Raw genomic sequence first — 17,744 nt, forward strand, 5'->3', positions numbered from 1 at the left:
CGAGGTGGCCGGGCGGCGTCCCGACCGGACGCACTTCTCGTGCGGCGCGGCCGGAAGTGCCGTCATGGACGGTATGTCGGTCAGCGTGCAGCCGACCCTGGACAGCAGGACGGCGCGAATCCTCGGTTGTCCGGTGTCAGCCCGGTGTTGTCGATCGCCTCGTCGACCACCCGGTCCACACCGCCCGATCTGCGGCAGTGCCGCGAAAACACATCTCACCCACCTGAACGGCGAGCTCGGCGCGACCGCGGTGATGGCCGTGACCGTCGGCACCGTCGTCGCCACCCACAACCTCGCACTCGGCGGCCTCGCGGGCGCACTGTTGTCGGCGATCTTCTTCGCCCGCCGCGTCGCGCACCTCTTCGAAGTCTTCAGCGTGCTCGGCTTCGACGGCCTCATCCGTGTACACGCGGTCAGCGGCGAACTGTTCATCGCCTCCACCAACGAGCTCATGCACGCCTTCGACTACACCGCACGCCCAACGGGATCGGACCCGGTGTGTAGCAGAGAAAGTACGCCAGCCATCGGATGCTCTCGGTGTTACGGGTGAGCGAGCGGCGGATCAGCAGACGATGGTGTTCGTCAGCGTCGACTGATGCCCAGTCGTACAGCCGTGGCCCCTTGGCACCGTTCCCGCATGACCGGCGCCGCCAGGGCCATCCTCGACACGAGGCTAGCCCCTTCCGGTTTCATCCCGGTGGTGATGAACGTCGCCAGGTTCAGCTGTGGCCGCACGTCCGGGCGCAGTTCGTCCTGCACCGCCTAAGCACCTGCGCAAAAGTACTCTCCGCAACTCGCGCGACGTGCCCACCCCGCCCCCATGTATTTGATCTTGATGAGGGGAGCTTTCATAAACCTCAGGTTTATGAAAGCTCCCCTCATCAACCACGGCCACGCCACAGGAGCGCGCATTCAAGATCAAATCCGTGGGCGGGAAGGGTTCCACACTTCGCGGTTTCGGACAGAACCGATGGCGTACATGCTTAGTACGCCGCACCCGCCGTCGTCGGCTCGGCTCGCAGGCCTTGCGGGCACAACGTTCCGCGTGGAGCTTCCGGCAGGTCAAACATCATCACACCCCAAGAAACAAAGATCGAGAAGCATTCTCGCCGCACCGTGACAGAGGTACGGGAACGTTGGAGGAGAGCAGGTCTTCGGCGCGCAGGTCGGACCAGAGGCCGGCGGACACTTCGCCGGTGGCCATGGCGACGTTCTCGGTGACCTCCGCCGCCGACCGGGCACCGACCGCGATCGCCCGCACCGCCGGGTGCCCGAACGGGAAGTGCAGTGCCGCTCGCGGGAGTGGGACGCCGTGTCGCCGGCAGATCTCGGCGATCCTGCGGGCGCGCTCGACCAGCGCGGCCGGTGCCGTCGTGTAGTCGTGCGTGGCGTCAGCCGGGACCTCACTGCGGGCCAGCAGTCCGGAGTTGAAGACACCTGCTGCCACAACGGAAACACCCCGCTCCGAACACCGCGAGAGGAAGTCCGCAGTCGTGGCGTGTTCCAGCAACGTGTACCGGCCGGCCAGCATGACGTAGTCCAGGGGATGCCCCAGCACGAACCGCTCCGCCACTTCCCACCGGTTCACACCCACGCCGATCCAGCGGATCACGCCCTGGGCCTTCAACTCCGCCAAGGCCGGCAACGCCTCGCGGAGGACCTGCTCGCCGTGGTCGTTCGGATCGTGGACGTAGACGAGGTCGATCCGGTCCAGGCCGAGCCGGGACAGCGAAGCCTCCAGCGACAGGCGCACCCCGTCCGCGCTGAAGTCCCACACCCGGCGGTGGGTCGCCGGCACCGCGAAGCCGTTGGCCAGGTCATCGCCGCCGTTGTCGCAGGGTTGCAGCAGCCTGCCGACCTTGGTCGAGATGACGAACTCCGAACGAGGTCGATCCGCCAGCGCTGCCCCGAGCCGCCGTTCCGACAGGCCGAGGCCGTAGTGTGGAGCGGTGTCGAAGTACCGGACGCCGGCTTGCCATGCGGCGTCGACGGTGGCACGGGCGTCCACTTCGGACACGGCACGGTACAGGTTCCCCAGTGCGGAACCGCCGAGGCCGAAGCCGTTGATCACGGCAGCTCCCACACGAACTTCGCGTCCGAGCGGCCCGAGTCGTAGTCGAGTGGAGCGTCGAGGAACTCGTCCATCTTCTTCTGCCACGGGATGTCGGCCGGGTGCCCGTGCATCTTCTTCATCATGGTCGCGTAGTCGTCCACCTCGACGACGTGGAACAGGTCGAGACCGCTGCGCCAGATCCGCCACGAGCGCACCCCCGCCGCACGCAGCGCCGCGTCGAGGTCGTCGGGAATCCGGGCGTGCGCGGCCTCGTAGGCGGCTTCCTTGCCCGGCTTGAGCCTGGTGTGCAGGGCGACTGTCTCCATCGTGCCGGTACCTTCCGATCGAGTTGCTGGGCGGCCGGGCCGCGCGGTTCAGCGGTTGAGGTTCGTCGCGGCGGCGCGTTGGGCGCAGGTGGACGCGGTCGGTGAGCGACTCCCGCCGGTAGCGGACGTGGTTGCAGTCGAACATCACCTTCACGTTGGCCGCTCGATGTCCTCCATCAGCTCCATGGCGTCTTCGCCGCTCTGGCACAGGTTCGAGTTCTCCGCGAGCGGCTCGATCACCACGGTGAGGCCGTACTGCGCCGCGTCGTCGGCGACCTGGCCAGGCATTCGCGCGACCAGGCCCAGGCTTGCCGCCGGGTGCCGAACACGGTCCAGCCGGGCAGGTAGACCATCGCTCCAGCGCCCCACTCGGCACACAGTTCGCTGATCGCGCGGTAGTGCTCCACGGTCGCTTCGCGTTCTTCGGCCACGCGAGAACTCGGGTTGCAGCCGGGCCCGCCGGAGGGCGCGGGCCGATGCCCGAGACCTCGATGCCGTGGTCGTCGAGCAGGCTGCGCACCTCGCGCCGCCTGGCCTGGCTGAGGTACGGCGATAGGCGTGGGGTGCGGCGGCGCCGAGCTCGATGCCGTCGTAGCCGATTCGGGCCGGCCGCTTGATGGTCTCGTCCGGGGTGTACGCGGGACCCAGCTGCCGAAGCTGGAGTAGGACCCGGTGTGATAGCCGAACTTGAACGCCATGAGCTTTCGCCTCTCGGGAGTCAGCGCTCGAAGAGTTCTCGGAGATGACTTCCGAGGAAGACACCGTCGGGGTCCCAGGACCTGCGCAGGTCCTGGAACCGGTCCCACTCCGGGTAGCGCGCCGCCAGCTCCTGGCCTGTCCTGAAATGAACCTTGGCCCAGTGCGGGCGGCCTTCGAACTCCCACAGCACCGAGTCCACGGCACGAAGCGGCGCGACCCACCCTTGGGGATCCCGTGCTGTCACGGGGTGTGTCACGCCGATGTGACAGGTGGTGGCCTGCCTGCTCGGACTGAGCCAGGCGGTGTCCGCGGCGGTGAAGCGGACGTCCACCGGTGCGCAGACGCGCAACCCGCCTCGGCGTACCTCCCGGACCAGGGCACGGATCGCGTCGGCCGCTCGTTCGAACGGGACGCTGTACTCGGTGCCCTGCACGGGTGGTGGGAGGTGGTGCAGGAGAGCGTCGTCGCAGCGCATGACCTGCGCGCCGCCCCGGCCGGCCGCCAGGGCGGTCGCGTAGTGCGCGGCGCCCGCCGCCCGCGGCGGCCAGGAGTTGTTGCACAGCACGGAGAGCAGCGCACCGGGCGGGCCCGGCGACGGGGTGGGTGGCTCGTTCGTCGGCGCGGCCTCCCAGACGATCGCCTGGGAGGTGTGCGGGTACCACCAGAAGCCACCGAAGTGGACTTCCCGGAACTCGTCGAGACCGGCCAGCACATCCGGCAGCGACCTGCGGAGGACGACTTTGCGCAGCCGGTGGCCGGGCACGATGGTGAAGGTGAGGTCCAGCACGACGCCGAGACACCCCAGGTGCACGCGGACGCCGTCGAGCTCCGGGTCGTCCTGCGTGATCGTGCGCATCTTACCGTCCGCGGTCAGGATCCGCGCCGACACGACGTGACTGGAGAGCGTGCCCTGCCCAGGGCTGCTTCCGTGAGTGGCTGTGGCCACGACACCGGCGACGGTCTGTTCGTCGATCGCGCTCTGGTTCGGCAACGCGAAGCCCGCGGCGGCGAGCTCCCGGTTCAGTTCGCGCATCGTCGTGCCCGACTTCACCGTTACCGTCATGGCCGCCGGGTCGACGGCGACGACGCCCCGGTGCTCGCGCAGGTCGATCAGTGTCCGGCCGGACGGCGCGACGAGGTTCGCGTAGGAGTGCCCCGACCCCACCACGCTGATGCCGCGGGCACGTGCGGTGTCGTCGAGCACGATCTCGCGCAGCTGGTCCGTGGTGCCGGGAGTGAGGAGGCGGTCCGCGACCCCGCGGACCGCCCCGCTCCAGTTGGACCACGCCGTGCGCCGGTGTTCTCCGGTCGTGAATGCCGGGCCTGGTGTCAACCGCGGTGCGTCGGTCATCGCTACCTCGTGGTCAGGCGCTCGGCGAACTCGTCCGTCGTCATCCGCTCCGCCTGGCGCGACTCGAAGTACCACTCGGTGAGCCTCTTGAGGCCGGTGTGGAACGGCACCTCGGGCGTCCAGCCGAGCCGCTCGAACGCCATGGCCGCGGACGCGACCCGGTTGTAGGGGCCGGTCGGCTTGTCGGGCAGCGGCTTCATCTCCGTCTCGGCCTGGCCGGTGAACTCCAGGATCATCCTGGCCGCTTCCTTGACCTGGATCGGCTCCTCGGTGCCGAGGTTGATCGCGCTGCCGTCGTGGACGCGCTCTCCGGCGAGGACCAGGCCACGCACGATGTCCGTGACGTAGGTCCAGTTGCGGATCTGGGTCCCGTCACCCCAGACCTCGAAGGGCTGCTGCTGGATGAACGCCCGGCCCACCATGGCGGTCAGGGCGTGGCTCTCCGGGCAACGCTCGCCGTAGACGGTGAACAGGCGGCACGACACCGACGGGAACCCGAGTTCGCTGTGGAGCGCGGCGAGCCGCTGCTCCGTCATCAGCTTGGCCCAGCCGTAGATCCCGTCCGCGTGGAAGGGCGGTCCCACCTGAGGTTCCGTGAGCCGGACCTCCTCGTTCACGTCGGCCTGCAGGTCGACCGGGTAAACGCAGCCGGAGGAGGCGAAGACGAAGTTCTCCACTCCCGCGTCGACCGCCGCCTGCGAGACCACGCCGTCCAGGACGAAGTTGCGCGAGCACGCGGCCTGGTGCAGCTCGATGAACCCTCTGCCCCCGTGGATAGCGGCGAGGTGGAAGACGACGTCGATACCGCGCATCACCTCGGCGGCGAGCCGCGGATCGCAGAGGTCGCCCTCCACGAACTCCCAGGCGGTCTCCGGAACTTCGCTGAGGTTCTCCAGGCGTCCCGAACTGAGGTCGTCGGCGACGCGCACCCTGGCGCCGGCACCGACCAGGTGCTCCACCAGGTGCGATCCGATGAACGAGCAACCGCCGGTGACCAGCACTCGCTTGCCGCGCCAGAATTCCTGCTGCGTCATAGGGGATTTCCATTCGTGAGATCGGGCTGTCGTGTCCTTCGAGGCAGCTGCCGATGGGATTTCCCATCCGGCGGCCGCCGACATGAGATTCCGGCGGCCTGACCGTTGGCGCTGTCAGAGTTCTCGATGACCGGGAGAACTGTTGGCTGTGGCGCCGCGGTGCCGACTGTGGAGCGAGTATGTGACAGCGGGTATCGATCATCCAGAATCCGTTCCAGCGCTCGGGACGGAATTCCGCCCCCGGTCCGGCTGGGTGAAGTTCGTCCCAGCGAATGGGACGAGAGGTGGTCCGGCGCAGAACTAACTCATACCTTCCACCGCGAGTGCTCGCGAGGCGGCCGACTTCGTCGTAGTCGTCAGCGGGGAGTCCGAACTCCCCGACCGCGGCCGGACCGGAATGCGATGTCGGGCGTGGCCGCGATCATCATCGGAAGGCGGAGGACGATGGCTGGATCGCTCAATCCCGTGCAGTCGGACAAATTGCCCGCTTCACCGGCGCTTGACTGGCGTGACGGCCGCGGTGCGACGGGACACGCCTGGGTGCCGGAGCAGCTGTACCGCGAAATCCTGGAACGGATGCCCGTCGTCTGCGTCGACACGCTCGTCGTCCGCGCCGGCGAGGCACTGCTCACCCGGCGCAGCCAGGAACCCCAGGCAGGTTCCCTGTGGCTGCAGGGTGGCCGCATGCGCAAGGGCGAACAACTCACCGACGCCGCGTTGCGCACGGCCGAGCAGGAGTCCGGGCTGAACCTGACCTTGTGCGGTGTGCTGGGAACCTTCTCCACCGTCTTCGACGCCTCGGCGCACGGCGACTCCCCCACGCACACCGTCAACGTCACCTTCCTCGCCCTTGCCGAACACGACGCCCGGCCACGGGTCGACAGCACGCACGACGACTTCGTCTGGTGGCCGCTGACGGCACCCACCGGCAACTCCTACCTCGACCAGCTCTTCGTCCTGGCGGCGAAGCAGCCGGGCATCGCCGCACAATGGTTGCGAGGTGAAGTACATGAGCAGCGCGAAGGAACTCGATCGGACTAAGACCACGGTCGATGATGGTCTCCTGTCTCAAGTCTGTTCAACGCTCAACCGGGAATGCCGAAAAGATGACCCACGATAATATGAATTCACGCACGTTGCACACCGATAAACACGTTGCACACCGATAAAGCAGCGCGGCATTCAAGGCTTCGTCAACGACGGCTCCGTCACTCGACCCAACGGCTGCCACGCGAGCTTCTGGCTTTGCTAAGACGTCATTAGCGTCACCTCCAATCCTGCTCTGTCCGTTCACGGGCGCGTCGAAACGGAGTCTTCGGTCTCGCGGTACATGTCGTTCCAGACGATCGCGGCCGATTCACTGAATCGAGCGGGATCTCACCACGTTGCACCTGGATGCGGACTACGGGTTCAGCGCGGAAGTGGCGCCGGGCGCGCTCACCGTCCTGCACGCCTTGAGGGACCTGTCCGCGCAGGACGCTGCGGTGGTGCGGCGTGTCCGAGCGCTGTGCCCGCGTCAGCCGCTGGGCTCGGGTCTTCACCGTGGCGCTGCAGGTGTGCCGGACGGTGAGCACACGGCGGTCGACCTTCGCGCGGAAGTCGCAGGTGTTGCAGCGGCAGCAGTTCGCCTTGTCGTACCAGTCCACCATCTCCGCGACGTCCACCCACAGCGGCGCCAGGCGGCCGACGACGTCACCGCGTGCCGCCAGGTCAACCAGCAGCGGACGCCCCGTGGCCGTGACCATCCGCTCCGCACATAGCGCGGCTGTGGACGCTCACACCGGTTTGCCCGGTTCCGCGAACAGCAGGTGCCGCACCTGCGCCGGCCCCTCGGCCAGCTCCCGTGCGGCCTCCTGGTTCTGCTGGTCCACGACCGTGCCGCGCTCCACGTGCTGGCGCAGGTGCTCGTGCCACGTCGCCACGGTGAAGGTCTCCAGGAACGTCCCGACCTTCTCGGTGTCCCGGAAGAGCCCCCACATGGTCGCCCCGGTGCGCCGCCGCGCCCTGCCCACCCGCTGCATGGCGTCGATGAACGCGTCCTCGTTCTCCGGCGCGACGGACCACTCCACCGTCACCAGCACCGGGCCCGCCTCCGTGTCGGTGATCTCCGGCGGCTCCTCCCAGTACGTCGCCGGGGTGACGTCGAGCGGCCGGTCGTGCAGCGGCAACCAGCGGGTCGCCCAGAGCGCCAGCACGCCCATCGCCACCGCGGGCACGATCATCGCCACCTCGAGTCCGCAGGCGTCCGCGATGACGCCCCACACGACGGCACCGAGCGCCTGGCCGCCCATCAGGATCAGCTGGTAGTAGGCCAGCGCCCGGGCGCGTGTCCACGCCGGCAGCAGGACCTGTGCGAGCGCGTTGAACGTCGACAGCGTGGCGATCCAGCAGGCGCCCGTCAGGAGCATCGCCACGATCACCAGTGCGAAGCTCTGCGTCAGCACAGCCGTGCTGGTGGAGGCCGCGTAGACGAACGTCGCGAACAGCACCATCCGGTTCTTGCTCATGCGCTGCAACAACTTCGGCACCACGAACGCGCCGCCGATCGCCCCCGCGCCCACACTGCCGAGCAGCACTCCGTACCCGCCGGCGTCCAGTCCCAGAGGCCCGCGCGCGATCGCCGGCAACAGCGCCCACAACCCACTGCCGAACACGATGAACAGCGACAGCCGCGTGAGCACCCGCCGGAACAACGGCGAGCTGGCCACGTACCGCGCGCCCGTCCGCATGGCGGTCATGATGTGCTCGGTCCCGAGTGGACGGTTGTCCGACGGCCGCTTCCAGCGCACGAGGACGATCAGCACGCCGAAGAAGCTCACCGTGTTCAACGCGAAGGTCGCCGCCGGCCCGGTCAACGCGATGAGCAGGCCGCCGAGCGCCGGGCCGATGGCGCGCCCGACGTTCATGTTGACGCCGTTGAGCAGCGCGGCCTGCGGGATCTCCTCGCGCGACACCAGCTCCGGCTGAATGGCCTGGAACGAGGGCATCGTCAACGCCTGCCCGACCGCCATGAGCGCCAGCAACCCGAGCAGGCTCGACGGCGTCGCCTGGTCCGCGCCGGCGAGCACCATCAACCCGCCGGCGCCCGCCAGCATCATCGCCTGGCCGGAGATCAGCACGTGCCGCCGGTCGAGGATGTCGCCCAGCGCCCCGGACGGCACGACCAGCAGGAACACCGGCAGCGTCGTGGCGGTTTGGACGAGGGCGACCTGCAGAGCGCTGCCCCCGAGATCACCCATGAGCCACTGGGCGCCGACGGTCTGCGCCCAGGTGCCGATGTTGGAGGCGAACTGGGCGAGCCACAGCGCGCGGAACGCGTTGCGGCGCAGGGGCGCCCACGGCGAGGCAGTCACCCGTCGATCCTCACACCTGCGGGTGCGTCCTGCCGAGCACCCCACTGGTCGTCGGCGGTTCTCCCGCCAGGTGAAAGCGGCGAGGACCTCCGGGCGGCGTTCATGATCCACCTGGGGTGCCGGCCGGGACGCGGATGGGGACGAAGCTCGACGACTCCGTCGGGGAGGCCGTCCGGCCGCGCGGGGCACGGCAGCGCTTCTGAGCAACTGCGCAGCCGCGGTCGACTGGACAGCCCTCCCGAGACCTCCGTGAGCGTGATCGCCTGGGGCTGCGAGCCTTACACCCACGCCCTGCCCCATGTGTGATTTACATCACAGCAACCCAGCGGAAAGCAGCCCGCCGAGGCTCTAAACGGACCTCTGGGGTGCCGTGCAACCGCCCCGTGAGAGCGCTCCCAAGTCCTGGGCGAACCAGAGCCTCCCAGGTAGCCGCCCGCGAAAGCGGGCCGATTGCGGGCATCACGCCGCATTGTGAACATTCCGTCTCAACCGGGTACGTGTTCGCCCGATCGGGAACGACTTCCGCATTTCTGCCCGATACTGCCCGGAAAGCAGGCAGAGCAGAGAGGTTCCGAGCACTCGTGATCACGCCCCAGTACTTGCTGTCGACCCGCGAGTTCGAGGTGCTGTGGCAGACGCTGCGGCTCGACAGAATGCCGTACCCGCTCGACGTGCCCAGCGAAGGAGCAACCGAGCGAGACGTCAAAGCCTTGCAGGACAGCACGATCGCCGGGCTGCGGCAGCGCGGCATCGCCGACGACCCGCGGCTCGAGGACCTGATGCGGGTGCTTGGCAACCACGAGGTGTCCGTAGACGCCGTCGCCGGACTTGACCGGACCGTGCGGGCGCTGGCCGCCGCCAGCGGCGGGGAGGCCGTGCTGGCCGTCATCGACGGCGAGGAGGTCGGCCTTTCCGAGATCAGGCCCACCGCCCTCGCCCGCGAGATCGTCCGGGTGCTGCCGGAGGGCGTGGCCGGCCCCGGCAGCGCGCTGTCGGTCCGCCTGGAGACGTTGCAGCAGGCCGTCGCGCTGCAGGAGGCCGAGCAGGAGGAGGACTCCGAGGACCCGTGGGGTGCGGCCGACGAGGAGCTCGACGACCGCGAGGCGTTGCTGAAGGCCGGGCTGTCCGCGCAGGACGCGAGGCAGATGGACGAGCTGGCGCAGAACCGCGTCGCGGGCGGCCAGTTCGGCGTCACGCACGGGCGGCACCGCGCCGACGTCGTCATCAACTGGTTCGACACCCACCAGGGCCGCTACCTGATGGTCCGCTCGGACGGCTGGCTCAGCCTGTCCCCCACCGACAACGACCGCATCGCCACGCGGATCGACGCGGTGCTGGCCTGACGGTGAACGCGGTGCGCCGCAGCGCACAACAATGATCCGAAACGGACATCGCGGGCGTGCTCCGACGGGTGCGCCCACGTTTCCGCGTCCACCCACAGATTCACCCGATGCGGTGACTGCCGAACCAGCGGTGACCGACCTCAAGAGAGCCCTAAATCCCGGTTAATTCCCCTGCGTGATTTAGGTCACATCAGTGCATAGTCAAGGGCCGTTCCAGGGACATGTACAAAGATCGCGAGCCCGTTCGGGCAGCACGCCGAGAGCGCTCCCACAACCAGGGCAAACGATCACGTCGTTATACGGCGTTCACCTAGTAGTGGCCCGTTTCGATACGTGGCAACGCATTGTGAACACGGGTCTCAATTGGTGACTCGTGCGCCACAAAGTCGGCGATGAGCCAAAAGACACCCGATACTGCCCGCATGTACATCGTCGGTGACAAAGACGCTGTCCCGCTCGGCGAGACCGTCCGCTCGGGCCAGGTCCAGATCGACCCGACCGCGGGCGAGGACCTCCGCAAACAGCTCCAGGCCCAGATCGACCAGGTCGACTCGTGGATCCAGCGCGCGAACACGAGCATCGCCCGGCCGGCTCCGCTCGGAGCGAACCCGGTCGGCGACAAGATGCGCGACAAGTTCACTCACCGGGCCGAGGGTGAGCAGTACTCGTTCGTCAGCGTGATGACCGCCTACCGCACGGTTCTCGAGCAGACGAAGAACTCGATCGTCGAAGCGATCGGAAACTTCCAGGCGCTCGACGAGGACCAGCAGGCCGAACTGAAGAAGCACATGGGTAACAGCTGATCTTGTGGCCAGCTGATCCAACGACGTGAGAGGCGAGCCGGTCATGCCCCCCGAGACCGACCCGAGCGAGGTCGAGAACGTCCCGGTCCTCACGGACCCGCAGAACTGGGCGTCCCGATCGCACCAAGAGCTCTATGCCGCGGTGCACAACAACAACGACCCCGGTCAAGCCGGCCAGATCAGCTCCGAGTGGGGCAAGTACGGCAACGAGCTGACCGAGGCGTCCAGGACCATGAACTTGGTCATCACCGCGTCGGAGTCCAAGTGGACCGGTGACGCCGCCGAGGCCGCACGTGCCGCGATGAAGAAGCTCGGGGACTGGGTCGACGAGACCGCCCGCACGGCCGTCGAGGTCGGCAACAAGGTGGCCGACCAGGGCCGTGTCATGGAGATCGCCCGCGCGCAGATGCCTCAGCCGGTCCAGTTCGACTGGAACAAGGCCGCTGCCGCGCTCTCCCAGCCCGGCACGCCCGCCTTCGTGCTGGCCTCCGCCGACATCGCGGTCGCCAACGCCGCGTCGCGCGCCGCGCACGACCAGGCGGTCACCGTGATGACCGACATGGAGAACAACTCCCGGCAGATCGACTCGTCGACGCCCGCCTTCAAGCCGCCGTTCAACCCGAACACCGGCAAGGTCGAGGAGCCGGTGCTGGCGATGCCGCAGACCGGCGCGGCCGCGTTCACCGGTGGCGTGGACTCCCTCATGACCACCCAGGCGGCGACCGCCGGCACGGCGACGGCCCCGGTCGGGCAGCCGACCGGGGCCGGCGCGGGCGCCGGAGCAGGTGGCGGCGCGGGCGCTGGAGCGGGTGGCGTGAACCAGCCCGCCGCGGCCGCGTACACGCCTTCCGCGCCCGGCTTCTCCCCTGCCGCCGGTCCCGGCGGTGGTGCGGGTGGCGGCGCGGGCAGCAGCTACACGCCGCAGATGGGCGGCTACACCCCCGGCAACACGAGCACGAACACCGCGGCGGCCTACACGCCGACCGCGCCGGGGTACACCCCCACCAACACCGGCAGCACCTACACGAGCAGCAGCGGTGGTGGCGGCGGTAGCAGCTACACGCCGCAGATGGGCCCGGGCTACACGCCGCAGACGGGCACCGGCAAGACGAACACCGGCCAGAACCAGAACATCCCCAAGGCCCCGGTCGTCGGCAAGGACGTCGCGAACCCGAACTACAACCCGCAGAACCCCGGCTACACCCCGCAGAACCCCAAGGGCCCCGCGGCCTACACGCCCACGGCACCCGGTTACACGGGTCCCGGCGGCGCTGGTGGCGGTGCCGGTGGCGGCGGTGGCGGTGCCGGTGGCGGCGGCGGTGCGGGTGGCATGAAGGGCGGCCCGATGCCGTACACCCCGCAGATGGGCGCGGGTGGCGGTGGCGGGTTCGGCGGTGGCGCGGGCGGTGCCTCGGGTGCGGGCGCTGCCATGCAGCCCGGTGGCGCGGCCGGCGTGCAGGGCCAGGGTGCCCGCCCCGGCATGCCGATGGGCATGGGTCCCGGTGGCGCGGCCGCCGCCGGTGCCGGCATGGGCGGCGCGCCGATGGGTGGCGCTCCCGCCGGTGGCCGCGGCGAGGAGGACAAGGAACACCGTTCCGCCAGCTACATCATGGGCGGCGACCTGTTCGAGGTCCCCGGTGAGAACCTGCCGCCGTCGGTGATCGGCGCCGCGAAGGTCAAGAAGCAGAAGGGGACCGAGTCGTCGTGATCACGCCCGAGTTCCTGCTCTCGCCGCTCGAGTTCGACGTGCTGTGGAACGACCTGCGGCTCGGCAGAGTGCCGTACCCGCTGGACGTGCCGAGCGAGGGCGCGACCGAGCAGGAACGCCGCGTGCTCGTCACGAGGACGATGGACGAGCTTCGCTCGCGCGGGCTCGTGGACAACCAGCGCCTCGAGGACTTCCTGCGACTGCTGAACGACCACAAGGTGTCCGTGGACGCCGTCGCCGGTCTCGACCGCACAGTGCGGGCGCTCGCCGTCTCCAACGGTGAGCGCGCCGCGCTGGCGATCATCGACAGCGACCGGGTCGGGCTGCTGGAGATCCGGGAGACCGGTATCGCCCGCGAGATCGTCAAGGTCCTGCCCGACGCCGTGCCCGGTCCGGGCACGGCGGTGAACGTGCGGGTGCAGTCCCTCCAGGACGCCGTCGCGCTGCGGGAGGCCGAAGAGGCCAATGCGGACGACGACCTGTTCGGTGACGGCGGGGTGGACGACGAGGACGCGCTGCAGCAGGCCGGTCTGTCCGCGCAGGACGCGAAGCAGTTCGGTGAGCTCGCCTCGAACCGCGTCGCGGGCGGCCAGTTCGGCGTCACCCAGGACCGCCAGCGGTCGGGTGTCGTGATCAACTGGTTCGACACCCACCAGGGCCGTTACCTGATGGTCAACTCGGACGGCTGGCTCAGCCTCTCGCCGACCGACAACGACCGCATCGCCACCCGAATCGACGCCGTGCTCGCGTGAACTGACGCACCGAAGTCGAACCGAAGTTGAACCGCCGCCGCCGGAGGACCGTGTGAACCCCGCGAACCCTTATCAGTGGGTCGAAGAGTACGAGGCCAAGCTGGCCGACCTGAAGCAGAAGTCGGAGAACCTCACGGAGAACGTCGCGGCGGCCTCCGCCACCGTGACGTCGAAGGACGGCGCGGTGACCGTGACGGTCGGGCCCAACGGCGGTCTGCAGAACCTGCAGCTGGGGCACCGCGCGGTCGAGCTCGGAGGGCCCAGGCTCACCGCGCTGATCCTGGAGACCGCGCGGGCCGCGCAGAAGCAGGCGGCCACCCAGGTCCTCGAGCTCTTCAAGCCGCTCGGTGAGGGCACCGAGGCCTACCAGATGGTCTCGGACTCGATCCCGGACGACGAGGTCGAAGAGGACAACGACCCGTACGACGAGATCGACGACGAGCCGGAACCCGCTCCGGCTCCCCCGGTCAGCAGGCCGGCGGCGACTCCGCAGCCCGCGCCGGCCCGCGGCCGTCGCAGTGCGGCCGACGACGATGACGACGACAACCAGCCCTGGTAAGGAACAGCGATGACCGCGCCTGAAACTCCCCTCCCGTCACCTCCCGGGATGCACATCACCGAGGAGAACAAGCTCAAGGGCTCGCTGTTCATCGAGGCCTACGGCAGCTTGATCGACGGCATCAGCAAGGACGCCGAGAGCGAGACCGAGAAGGCGCTGGACATCACGTTCAACGCCATCGGCGCGGCCTCGGCCACGGTGATGTTCGCGGTCGACCCGCTCGGCAGCATCATCGGTGCCGGCGTCGGCTGGCTGATCGAGCACGTGTCGTTCCTGCGCGACGCCCTGAACCAGCTGATGGGCAACCCGGAGGAGATCCAGGCCAACGTCGAGGCCAACAAGGCGCGCGCGGCCGAGCTGCGGGTGCTGGCGGAGGACCACAGGAGCGGCCTCGCGACGTTCGACGGCTGGACGGGCGCGTCGTCCGAGCGGTTCAAGACGTCGATGGACGGCATGGCCCAGGAGCTCGACGACCTCGCGAACGCCGTCGAGTCCAAGGCCAAGATCGTCGCGATCATGGGCATGCTCGTCACCGTTCTGCGGGACATCGTCCGCGACCTGATCGCCCAGCTGATCGGTTCGCTGATCGGTGGCGCGATCATCGCCGCCGCCATGATGATCCCGACCTTCGGCACCTCGATCGCGGTCTTCGGCGGCTTCGCGGTCGGCAAGGCGGTCGCGCTGGGCGTGAACATCGCGTCCCGCGTCGCGCGCGTCGTCGCCGCCCTCGGCCGTCAGATGAAGCGCATCGGCGACCTCGACGAGATCATGAAGAAGGTCAGCAAGGGCTGGGAGCGCTTCGAGAACTCCGCTGACGTCGCCGAGATCACCTACGAGGGCTACAAGGCCCAGGACGGCGTCAACAAGAAGATCGACGAGGCGATGGAGAACCGCGGCGGCGGTGGCGGTGGCAACACGCCTCCCGGTTCCACCGACGGCAAGACCGCCGCGGACTCCACCGGCACCGCGACCGCGCAGATGACGGCCGCCCGCGTCGGCACGGTCCAGCAGGACGGGACCGTGCAGGCGACGCCCGCCACCGCTTCTCTCAGGGCGATGGAACAGGGCGAGCCGATGCAGGCCTTCCGGCGCACGGAAGCGGTGGCGGCCGAGCCGATGCAGGCCCTCCGGCGCACGGAAGCGGTGGCCGCCGAACCGATGCACGCTCTCCGGGCGGCGTCCGTGAGCGAGGCACAGCCGATGCAGGCCGTCAGGGCGATGGACGCGGCCGAGCCGATGCAGCAGGCCCAGGCGTTCCGGGCGGTGTCCGTGAACGAGGCACAGCCGATGCAGGCGTTCCAGCGCGCAGAGACCGTGCACGCGGCGGAGCCCATGCAGGCGTTCCAGCGGACAGAAGCCGTGCACGCGACCGAGCCGATGCAGGCGTTCCAGCGGACAGAAGCCGTGCACGCGACCGAGCCGATGCAGGCGTTCCAGCGGGCAGAAGCCGTGCACGCGGCGGAGCCCATGCAGGCGTTCCAGCGGGCAGAGGCGGTCCAGGCTCCCATGGCGTTCTCCCGCGGGGAGGCTTCGGACTCCACGATGGTGTCAGGCGTCAGCATGACCTCGGGGGCACCGGCCTACGAGGCCGTGCAGCCGATGCAGTCGCGTGAGATGTACATCAGCCCGGAGACGCCTTCCGAGCCGTTGCAGGCCTCGTCGGGTTACGAGCCGCTCGCGCGCACGCAGATGTCGCACGCGTACGACGCACTCGAGCCGTCGCAGCCGCGTGAGGTGTACGCACGCGTCGATGCCGAGCAGGCCTACGAGAGCGTCAACCCGCTCATGGCGAGCGAGCAGTTGCAGGCGACCACTGCGTACGAGGCGGCCGGCGGTGCCGCGGCTCAGCCTCTGCAGCCGACCATCGCGCACGAGCGTTCCGTCCGGCCGACAGAGTAAGTCCCAGCCAACAGCCGGGATCCCGCGATCCCGCCTTGTTCTGATGCAGTTCTGGAGAATCGCCGCTCATGGCCAAGGGGAACGTCAACCCGAACCCGCCGTCGAACCCGGGAGCGAACCCTCCCCCCTCGGCGCCGCCCACGAGCGGAACGGGCGGAGGCGGCCCCACCGGCAACAGCGGCTACTCCATGAACGACTCCTCGATGCAGGGGTTGCAGAACAAGGCGGGTGACCTGGGATCCCGGCTGTCGAGCATCTCGTCGGGCCTGCGGGGCCTGAACTTCAGCGGCAACGCGCTCGGCCCCATCGGCCTGTTCGCGGTGCCGGCGCTCAACGCGTCGAACGACAACGCGGTCTCCCAGGCCGACCGGGGCGCCAAGGCGTTCAACGACGTCCAGACCAACCTGAAGGCCACGCACCAGACCTCGACGCAGGTCGACCAGACCAACCAGACCAACATCAAGTCGATCGACCCGACCACCAGCGCGAAGGACGTGCGCGGCGGCGGGCGTGACACGTCGGGCAACTTCACCCCGAACAGCCCGAACAGCTCGAACCCGACGACCAGGGGCGGCGGCAGCAACGCGACGTCGGGCAACTTCACACCCAACAGCCCCAACGTCGGTCCGGCGCCCACCACCAAGGGTGGTGGCAGCAACGCGACATCCGGCGTGAACACGTCCGGCAGCCCGTCCACCGGTGCCACGCCGAACATCAAGGGTGGTGGCAGCAACGCGACGTCCGGCGTGAACACGCCTGGCGGGCCGTCCGTCGGCGCGACCCCCACGACCAAGGGCGGCGGCGGCAACACGACGTCCGGCGTGAAGACCCCCGGCGGGCCGTCGATCGGCGCGACGCCGACCACCAAGGGTGGTTCCGGCGCCACGACCGGCGGCGCCAAGGGTCCCGCGCCCTTCACGCCGACCGCGCCCGGCTACACCGGCCCCGGCAACGCCGGCGGCAAGGGCGGTGCCACCACAGGCGGCCCCAAGGGCCCCGCCGCCTTCACCCCGACCGCGCCCGGCTACACCGGCCCCGGCAACGCCGGCGGCAAGGGCGGCACGGCCCCGGCCACGCCCGGCGGCGCGACGCCTCCCGGTGGCAAGGGCACGACTCCCGGCGGCACGGCCTCCGGTGGCGGCAAGAGCCCTGCGCCCTTCACGCCCTCGGCGCCCGGTTACAAAGATCCCGGCACCTCCGGTGGCGCGGCGGGAACCAAGCCCTCCACGTCCGCTCCCGGCCCGCAGAACGCCGTGACGTCGCCTTCGCGCGGCGGCGCCACGCCTCCGGGCATGGCGCCCGGCATGGCCCCGCCGATGGGTGGCGCGACCCCCGGCGCGACCGGCGGCGAACGCGGCGGCAGCAAGTTCACTCCTGCCGGTGGCGGCGCGAAGGGCGTGTTCGACGCACCCAAGCCCCCAACGCCCGACAGCACCATCACCAAGGCCCCGCCGGCCACGACGCCCTCGACTCCCCCGCCCGCGCCGAAGCCCACGCCCGTCGTGCCGCCGGCCGGTGGCGCCACGCCCGGCACTCCTGCTGGCACCACTCCCGGTGGCGCGACGCCCGGCGGTTCCGGCGCACCGAAGCCGGGTGGTGTTCCTGGCGTTGCCGGCGTTCCCGGCACCCCGGCTCCGACGACGCCCGGCTCGCAGAGCGCCGTCGCCACCCCGCCCCAGAGCGCGGGCCCGCGCGGCGGCGCCGTGGCGCCCGGCGTGACGCCGCCCACCTCGGCCGCACCCGGCATGGCCCCACCGATGGCACCGGGGGCGACCCCCGGCGCGACCGGCGGCGAACGCGGCGGCAGCAAGTTCACTCCTGCCGGTGGCGGCGCGAAGGGCGTGTTCGACGCACCCAAGCCCCC

General features: G+C 69.6%; 15 protein-coding genes and 2 pseudogenes. 9 read left to right on the plus strand and 8 right to left on the minus strand.

Annotation, left to right across the window (positions count from 1 at the left end; genetic code table 11):
* Nucleotides 1-259 precede the first annotated feature (259 nt).
* Nucleotides 260-550, plus strand: coding sequence for a hypothetical protein (locus AB0M48_RS32690; protein WP_363849302.1), 291 nt, complete (start codon nt 260-262; stop codon nt 548-550).
* Here the strand turns inward: AB0M48_RS32690 and AB0M48_RS32695 are convergent.
* From AB0M48_RS32695 to AB0M48_RS32720, 6 genes and pseudogenes are all read right to left on the minus strand, one after another.
* Nucleotides 489-653: pseudogene (locus AB0M48_RS32695) on the minus strand (IS701 family transposase); the annotation flags it as partial. The gene AB0M48_RS32690 and the pseudogene AB0M48_RS32695 overlap by 62 nt on opposite strands.
* A 419-nt stretch (nt 654-1,072) precedes the next feature.
* Nucleotides 1,073-2,071: an aldo/keto reductase gene (locus AB0M48_RS32700; protein ID WP_363849303.1), complete on the minus strand. Its 999-nt coding sequence runs from the start codon at nt 2,069-2,071 to the stop codon at nt 1,073-1,075.
* Nucleotides 2,068-2,379, minus strand: a complete 312-nt coding sequence (locus AB0M48_RS32705) for an L-rhamnose mutarotase (protein ID WP_363849304.1) — start codon at nt 2,377-2,379, stop codon at nt 2,068-2,070. Before AB0M48_RS32705 ends, AB0M48_RS32700 begins: the two co-directional genes overlap by 4 nt.
* 150 nt (nt 2,380-2,529) lie before the next feature.
* On the minus strand, nt 2,530-2,748 hold the full coding sequence (locus AB0M48_RS32710; RefSeq protein ID WP_363849306.1) for a hypothetical protein: 219 nt from the start codon (nt 2,746-2,748) through the stop codon (nt 2,530-2,532).
* Between the two features lie 349 nt (nt 2,749-3,097).
* Nucleotides 3,098-4,429: a D-arabinono-1,4-lactone oxidase gene (locus AB0M48_RS32715; RefSeq protein WP_363849308.1), complete on the minus strand. Its 1,332-nt coding sequence runs from the start codon at nt 4,427-4,429 to the stop codon at nt 3,098-3,100.
* 2 nt (nt 4,430-4,431) lie between these two features.
* Nucleotides 4,432-5,463, minus strand: a complete 1,032-nt coding sequence (locus AB0M48_RS32720; RefSeq protein WP_363849310.1) for an NAD-dependent epimerase/dehydratase family protein — start codon at nt 5,461-5,463, stop codon at nt 4,432-4,434.
* A 444-nt stretch (nt 5,464-5,907) separates the two neighbouring features.
* On the opposite strand from AB0M48_RS32720, the gene AB0M48_RS32725 reads away from it, so the two are divergent.
* Nucleotides 5,908-6,504: an NUDIX domain-containing protein gene (locus tag AB0M48_RS32725; RefSeq protein ID WP_363849312.1), complete on the plus strand. Its 597-nt coding sequence runs from the start codon at nt 5,908-5,910 to the stop codon at nt 6,502-6,504.
* Nucleotides 6,505-6,728: 224 nt separating this feature from the next.
* On the opposite strand, the gene AB0M48_RS32730 is transcribed toward AB0M48_RS32725, so the two are convergent.
* The gene (locus tag AB0M48_RS32730) at nt 6,729-7,208 is read right to left on the minus strand and encodes a collagenase (protein ID WP_363849314.1); all 480 of its coding nucleotides are present in this window, start codon (nt 7,206-7,208) and stop codon (nt 6,729-6,731) included.
* Nucleotides 7,209-7,238: 30 nt separating this feature from the next.
* On the minus strand, nt 7,239-8,816 hold the full coding sequence (locus AB0M48_RS32735; protein ID WP_363849316.1) for an MFS transporter: 1,578 nt from the start codon (nt 8,814-8,816) through the stop codon (nt 7,239-7,241).
* 581 nt (nt 8,817-9,397) lie between these two features.
* On the opposite strand from AB0M48_RS32735, the gene AB0M48_RS32740 reads away from it, so the two are divergent.
* The 7 genes and pseudogenes from AB0M48_RS32740 to AB0M48_RS32770 all read left to right on the plus strand — a co-directional run.
* Nucleotides 9,398-10,159, plus strand: a complete 762-nt coding sequence (locus AB0M48_RS32740; RefSeq protein ID WP_363849318.1) for an ESX secretion-associated protein EspG — start codon at nt 9,398-9,400, stop codon at nt 10,157-10,159.
* Nucleotides 10,160-10,581: 422 nt separating this feature from the next.
* A complete protein-coding gene (locus AB0M48_RS32745) occupies nt 10,582-10,962 on the plus strand; it encodes a hypothetical protein (protein WP_363849319.1) in 381 nt (126 codons plus the stop codon).
* Nucleotides 10,963-11,005: 43 nt separating this feature from the next.
* Complete coding sequence (locus tag AB0M48_RS32750; RefSeq protein WP_363849321.1) at nt 11,006-12,670, plus strand: PPE domain-containing protein; 1,665 nt, start codon at nt 11,006-11,008, stop codon at nt 12,668-12,670.
* The gene (locus tag AB0M48_RS32755) at nt 12,667-13,422 is read left to right on the plus strand and encodes an ESX secretion-associated protein EspG (protein WP_363849322.1); all 756 of its coding nucleotides are present in this window, start codon (nt 12,667-12,669) and stop codon (nt 13,420-13,422) included. Before AB0M48_RS32750 ends, AB0M48_RS32755 begins: the two co-directional genes overlap by 4 nt.
* Before the next feature lie 52 nt (nt 13,423-13,474).
* Nucleotides 13,475-13,981: a YbaB/EbfC family nucleoid-associated protein gene (locus AB0M48_RS32760; RefSeq protein WP_363849324.1), complete on the plus strand. Its 507-nt coding sequence runs from the start codon at nt 13,475-13,477 to the stop codon at nt 13,979-13,981.
* A 9-nt stretch (nt 13,982-13,990) separates the two neighbouring features.
* Complete coding sequence (locus AB0M48_RS32765) at nt 13,991-15,880, plus strand: hypothetical protein (protein WP_363849326.1); 1,890 nt, start codon at nt 13,991-13,993, stop codon at nt 15,878-15,880.
* 68 nt (nt 15,881-15,948) lie between these two features.
* Nucleotides 15,949-17,744, plus strand: a pseudogene (locus tag AB0M48_RS32770) (hypothetical protein); the annotation flags it as partial.

The organism is Lentzea sp. NPDC051208, from assembly GCF_040682435.1.
GTDB lineage: Bacteria > Actinomycetota > Actinomycetes > Mycobacteriales > Pseudonocardiaceae > Lentzea > Lentzea kristufekii.

Excerpts from the sequence above, each read along its gene's own strand:
- AB0M48_RS32705 (WP_363849304.1), bottom strand. The coding sequence starts at position 2,379 with ATGGAGACAGTCGCCCTGCACACCAGGCTCAAGCCGGGCAAGGAAGCC.
- AB0M48_RS32715 (WP_363849308.1), bottom strand. The coding sequence starts at position 4,429 with ATGACCGACGCACCGCGGTTGACACCAGGCCCGGCATTCACGACCGGA.
- AB0M48_RS32720 (WP_363849310.1), bottom strand. The coding sequence starts at position 5,463 with ATGACGCAGCAGGAATTCTGGCGCGGCAAGCGAGTGCTGGTCACCGGC.
- AB0M48_RS32725 (WP_363849312.1), top strand. The coding sequence starts at position 5,908 with ATGGCTGGATCGCTCAATCCCGTGCAGTCGGACAAATTGCCCGCTTCA.
- AB0M48_RS32730 (WP_363849314.1), bottom strand. The coding sequence starts at position 7,208 with ATGGTCACGGCCACGGGGCGTCCGCTGCTGGTTGACCTGGCGGCACGC.
- AB0M48_RS32745 (WP_363849319.1), top strand. The coding sequence starts at position 10,582 with ATGTACATCGTCGGTGACAAAGACGCTGTCCCGCTCGGCGAGACCGTC.
- AB0M48_RS32750 (WP_363849321.1), top strand. The coding sequence starts at position 11,006 with ATGCCCCCCGAGACCGACCCGAGCGAGGTCGAGAACGTCCCGGTCCTC.
- AB0M48_RS32765 (WP_363849326.1), top strand. The coding sequence starts at position 13,991 with ATGACCGCGCCTGAAACTCCCCTCCCGTCACCTCCCGGGATGCACATC.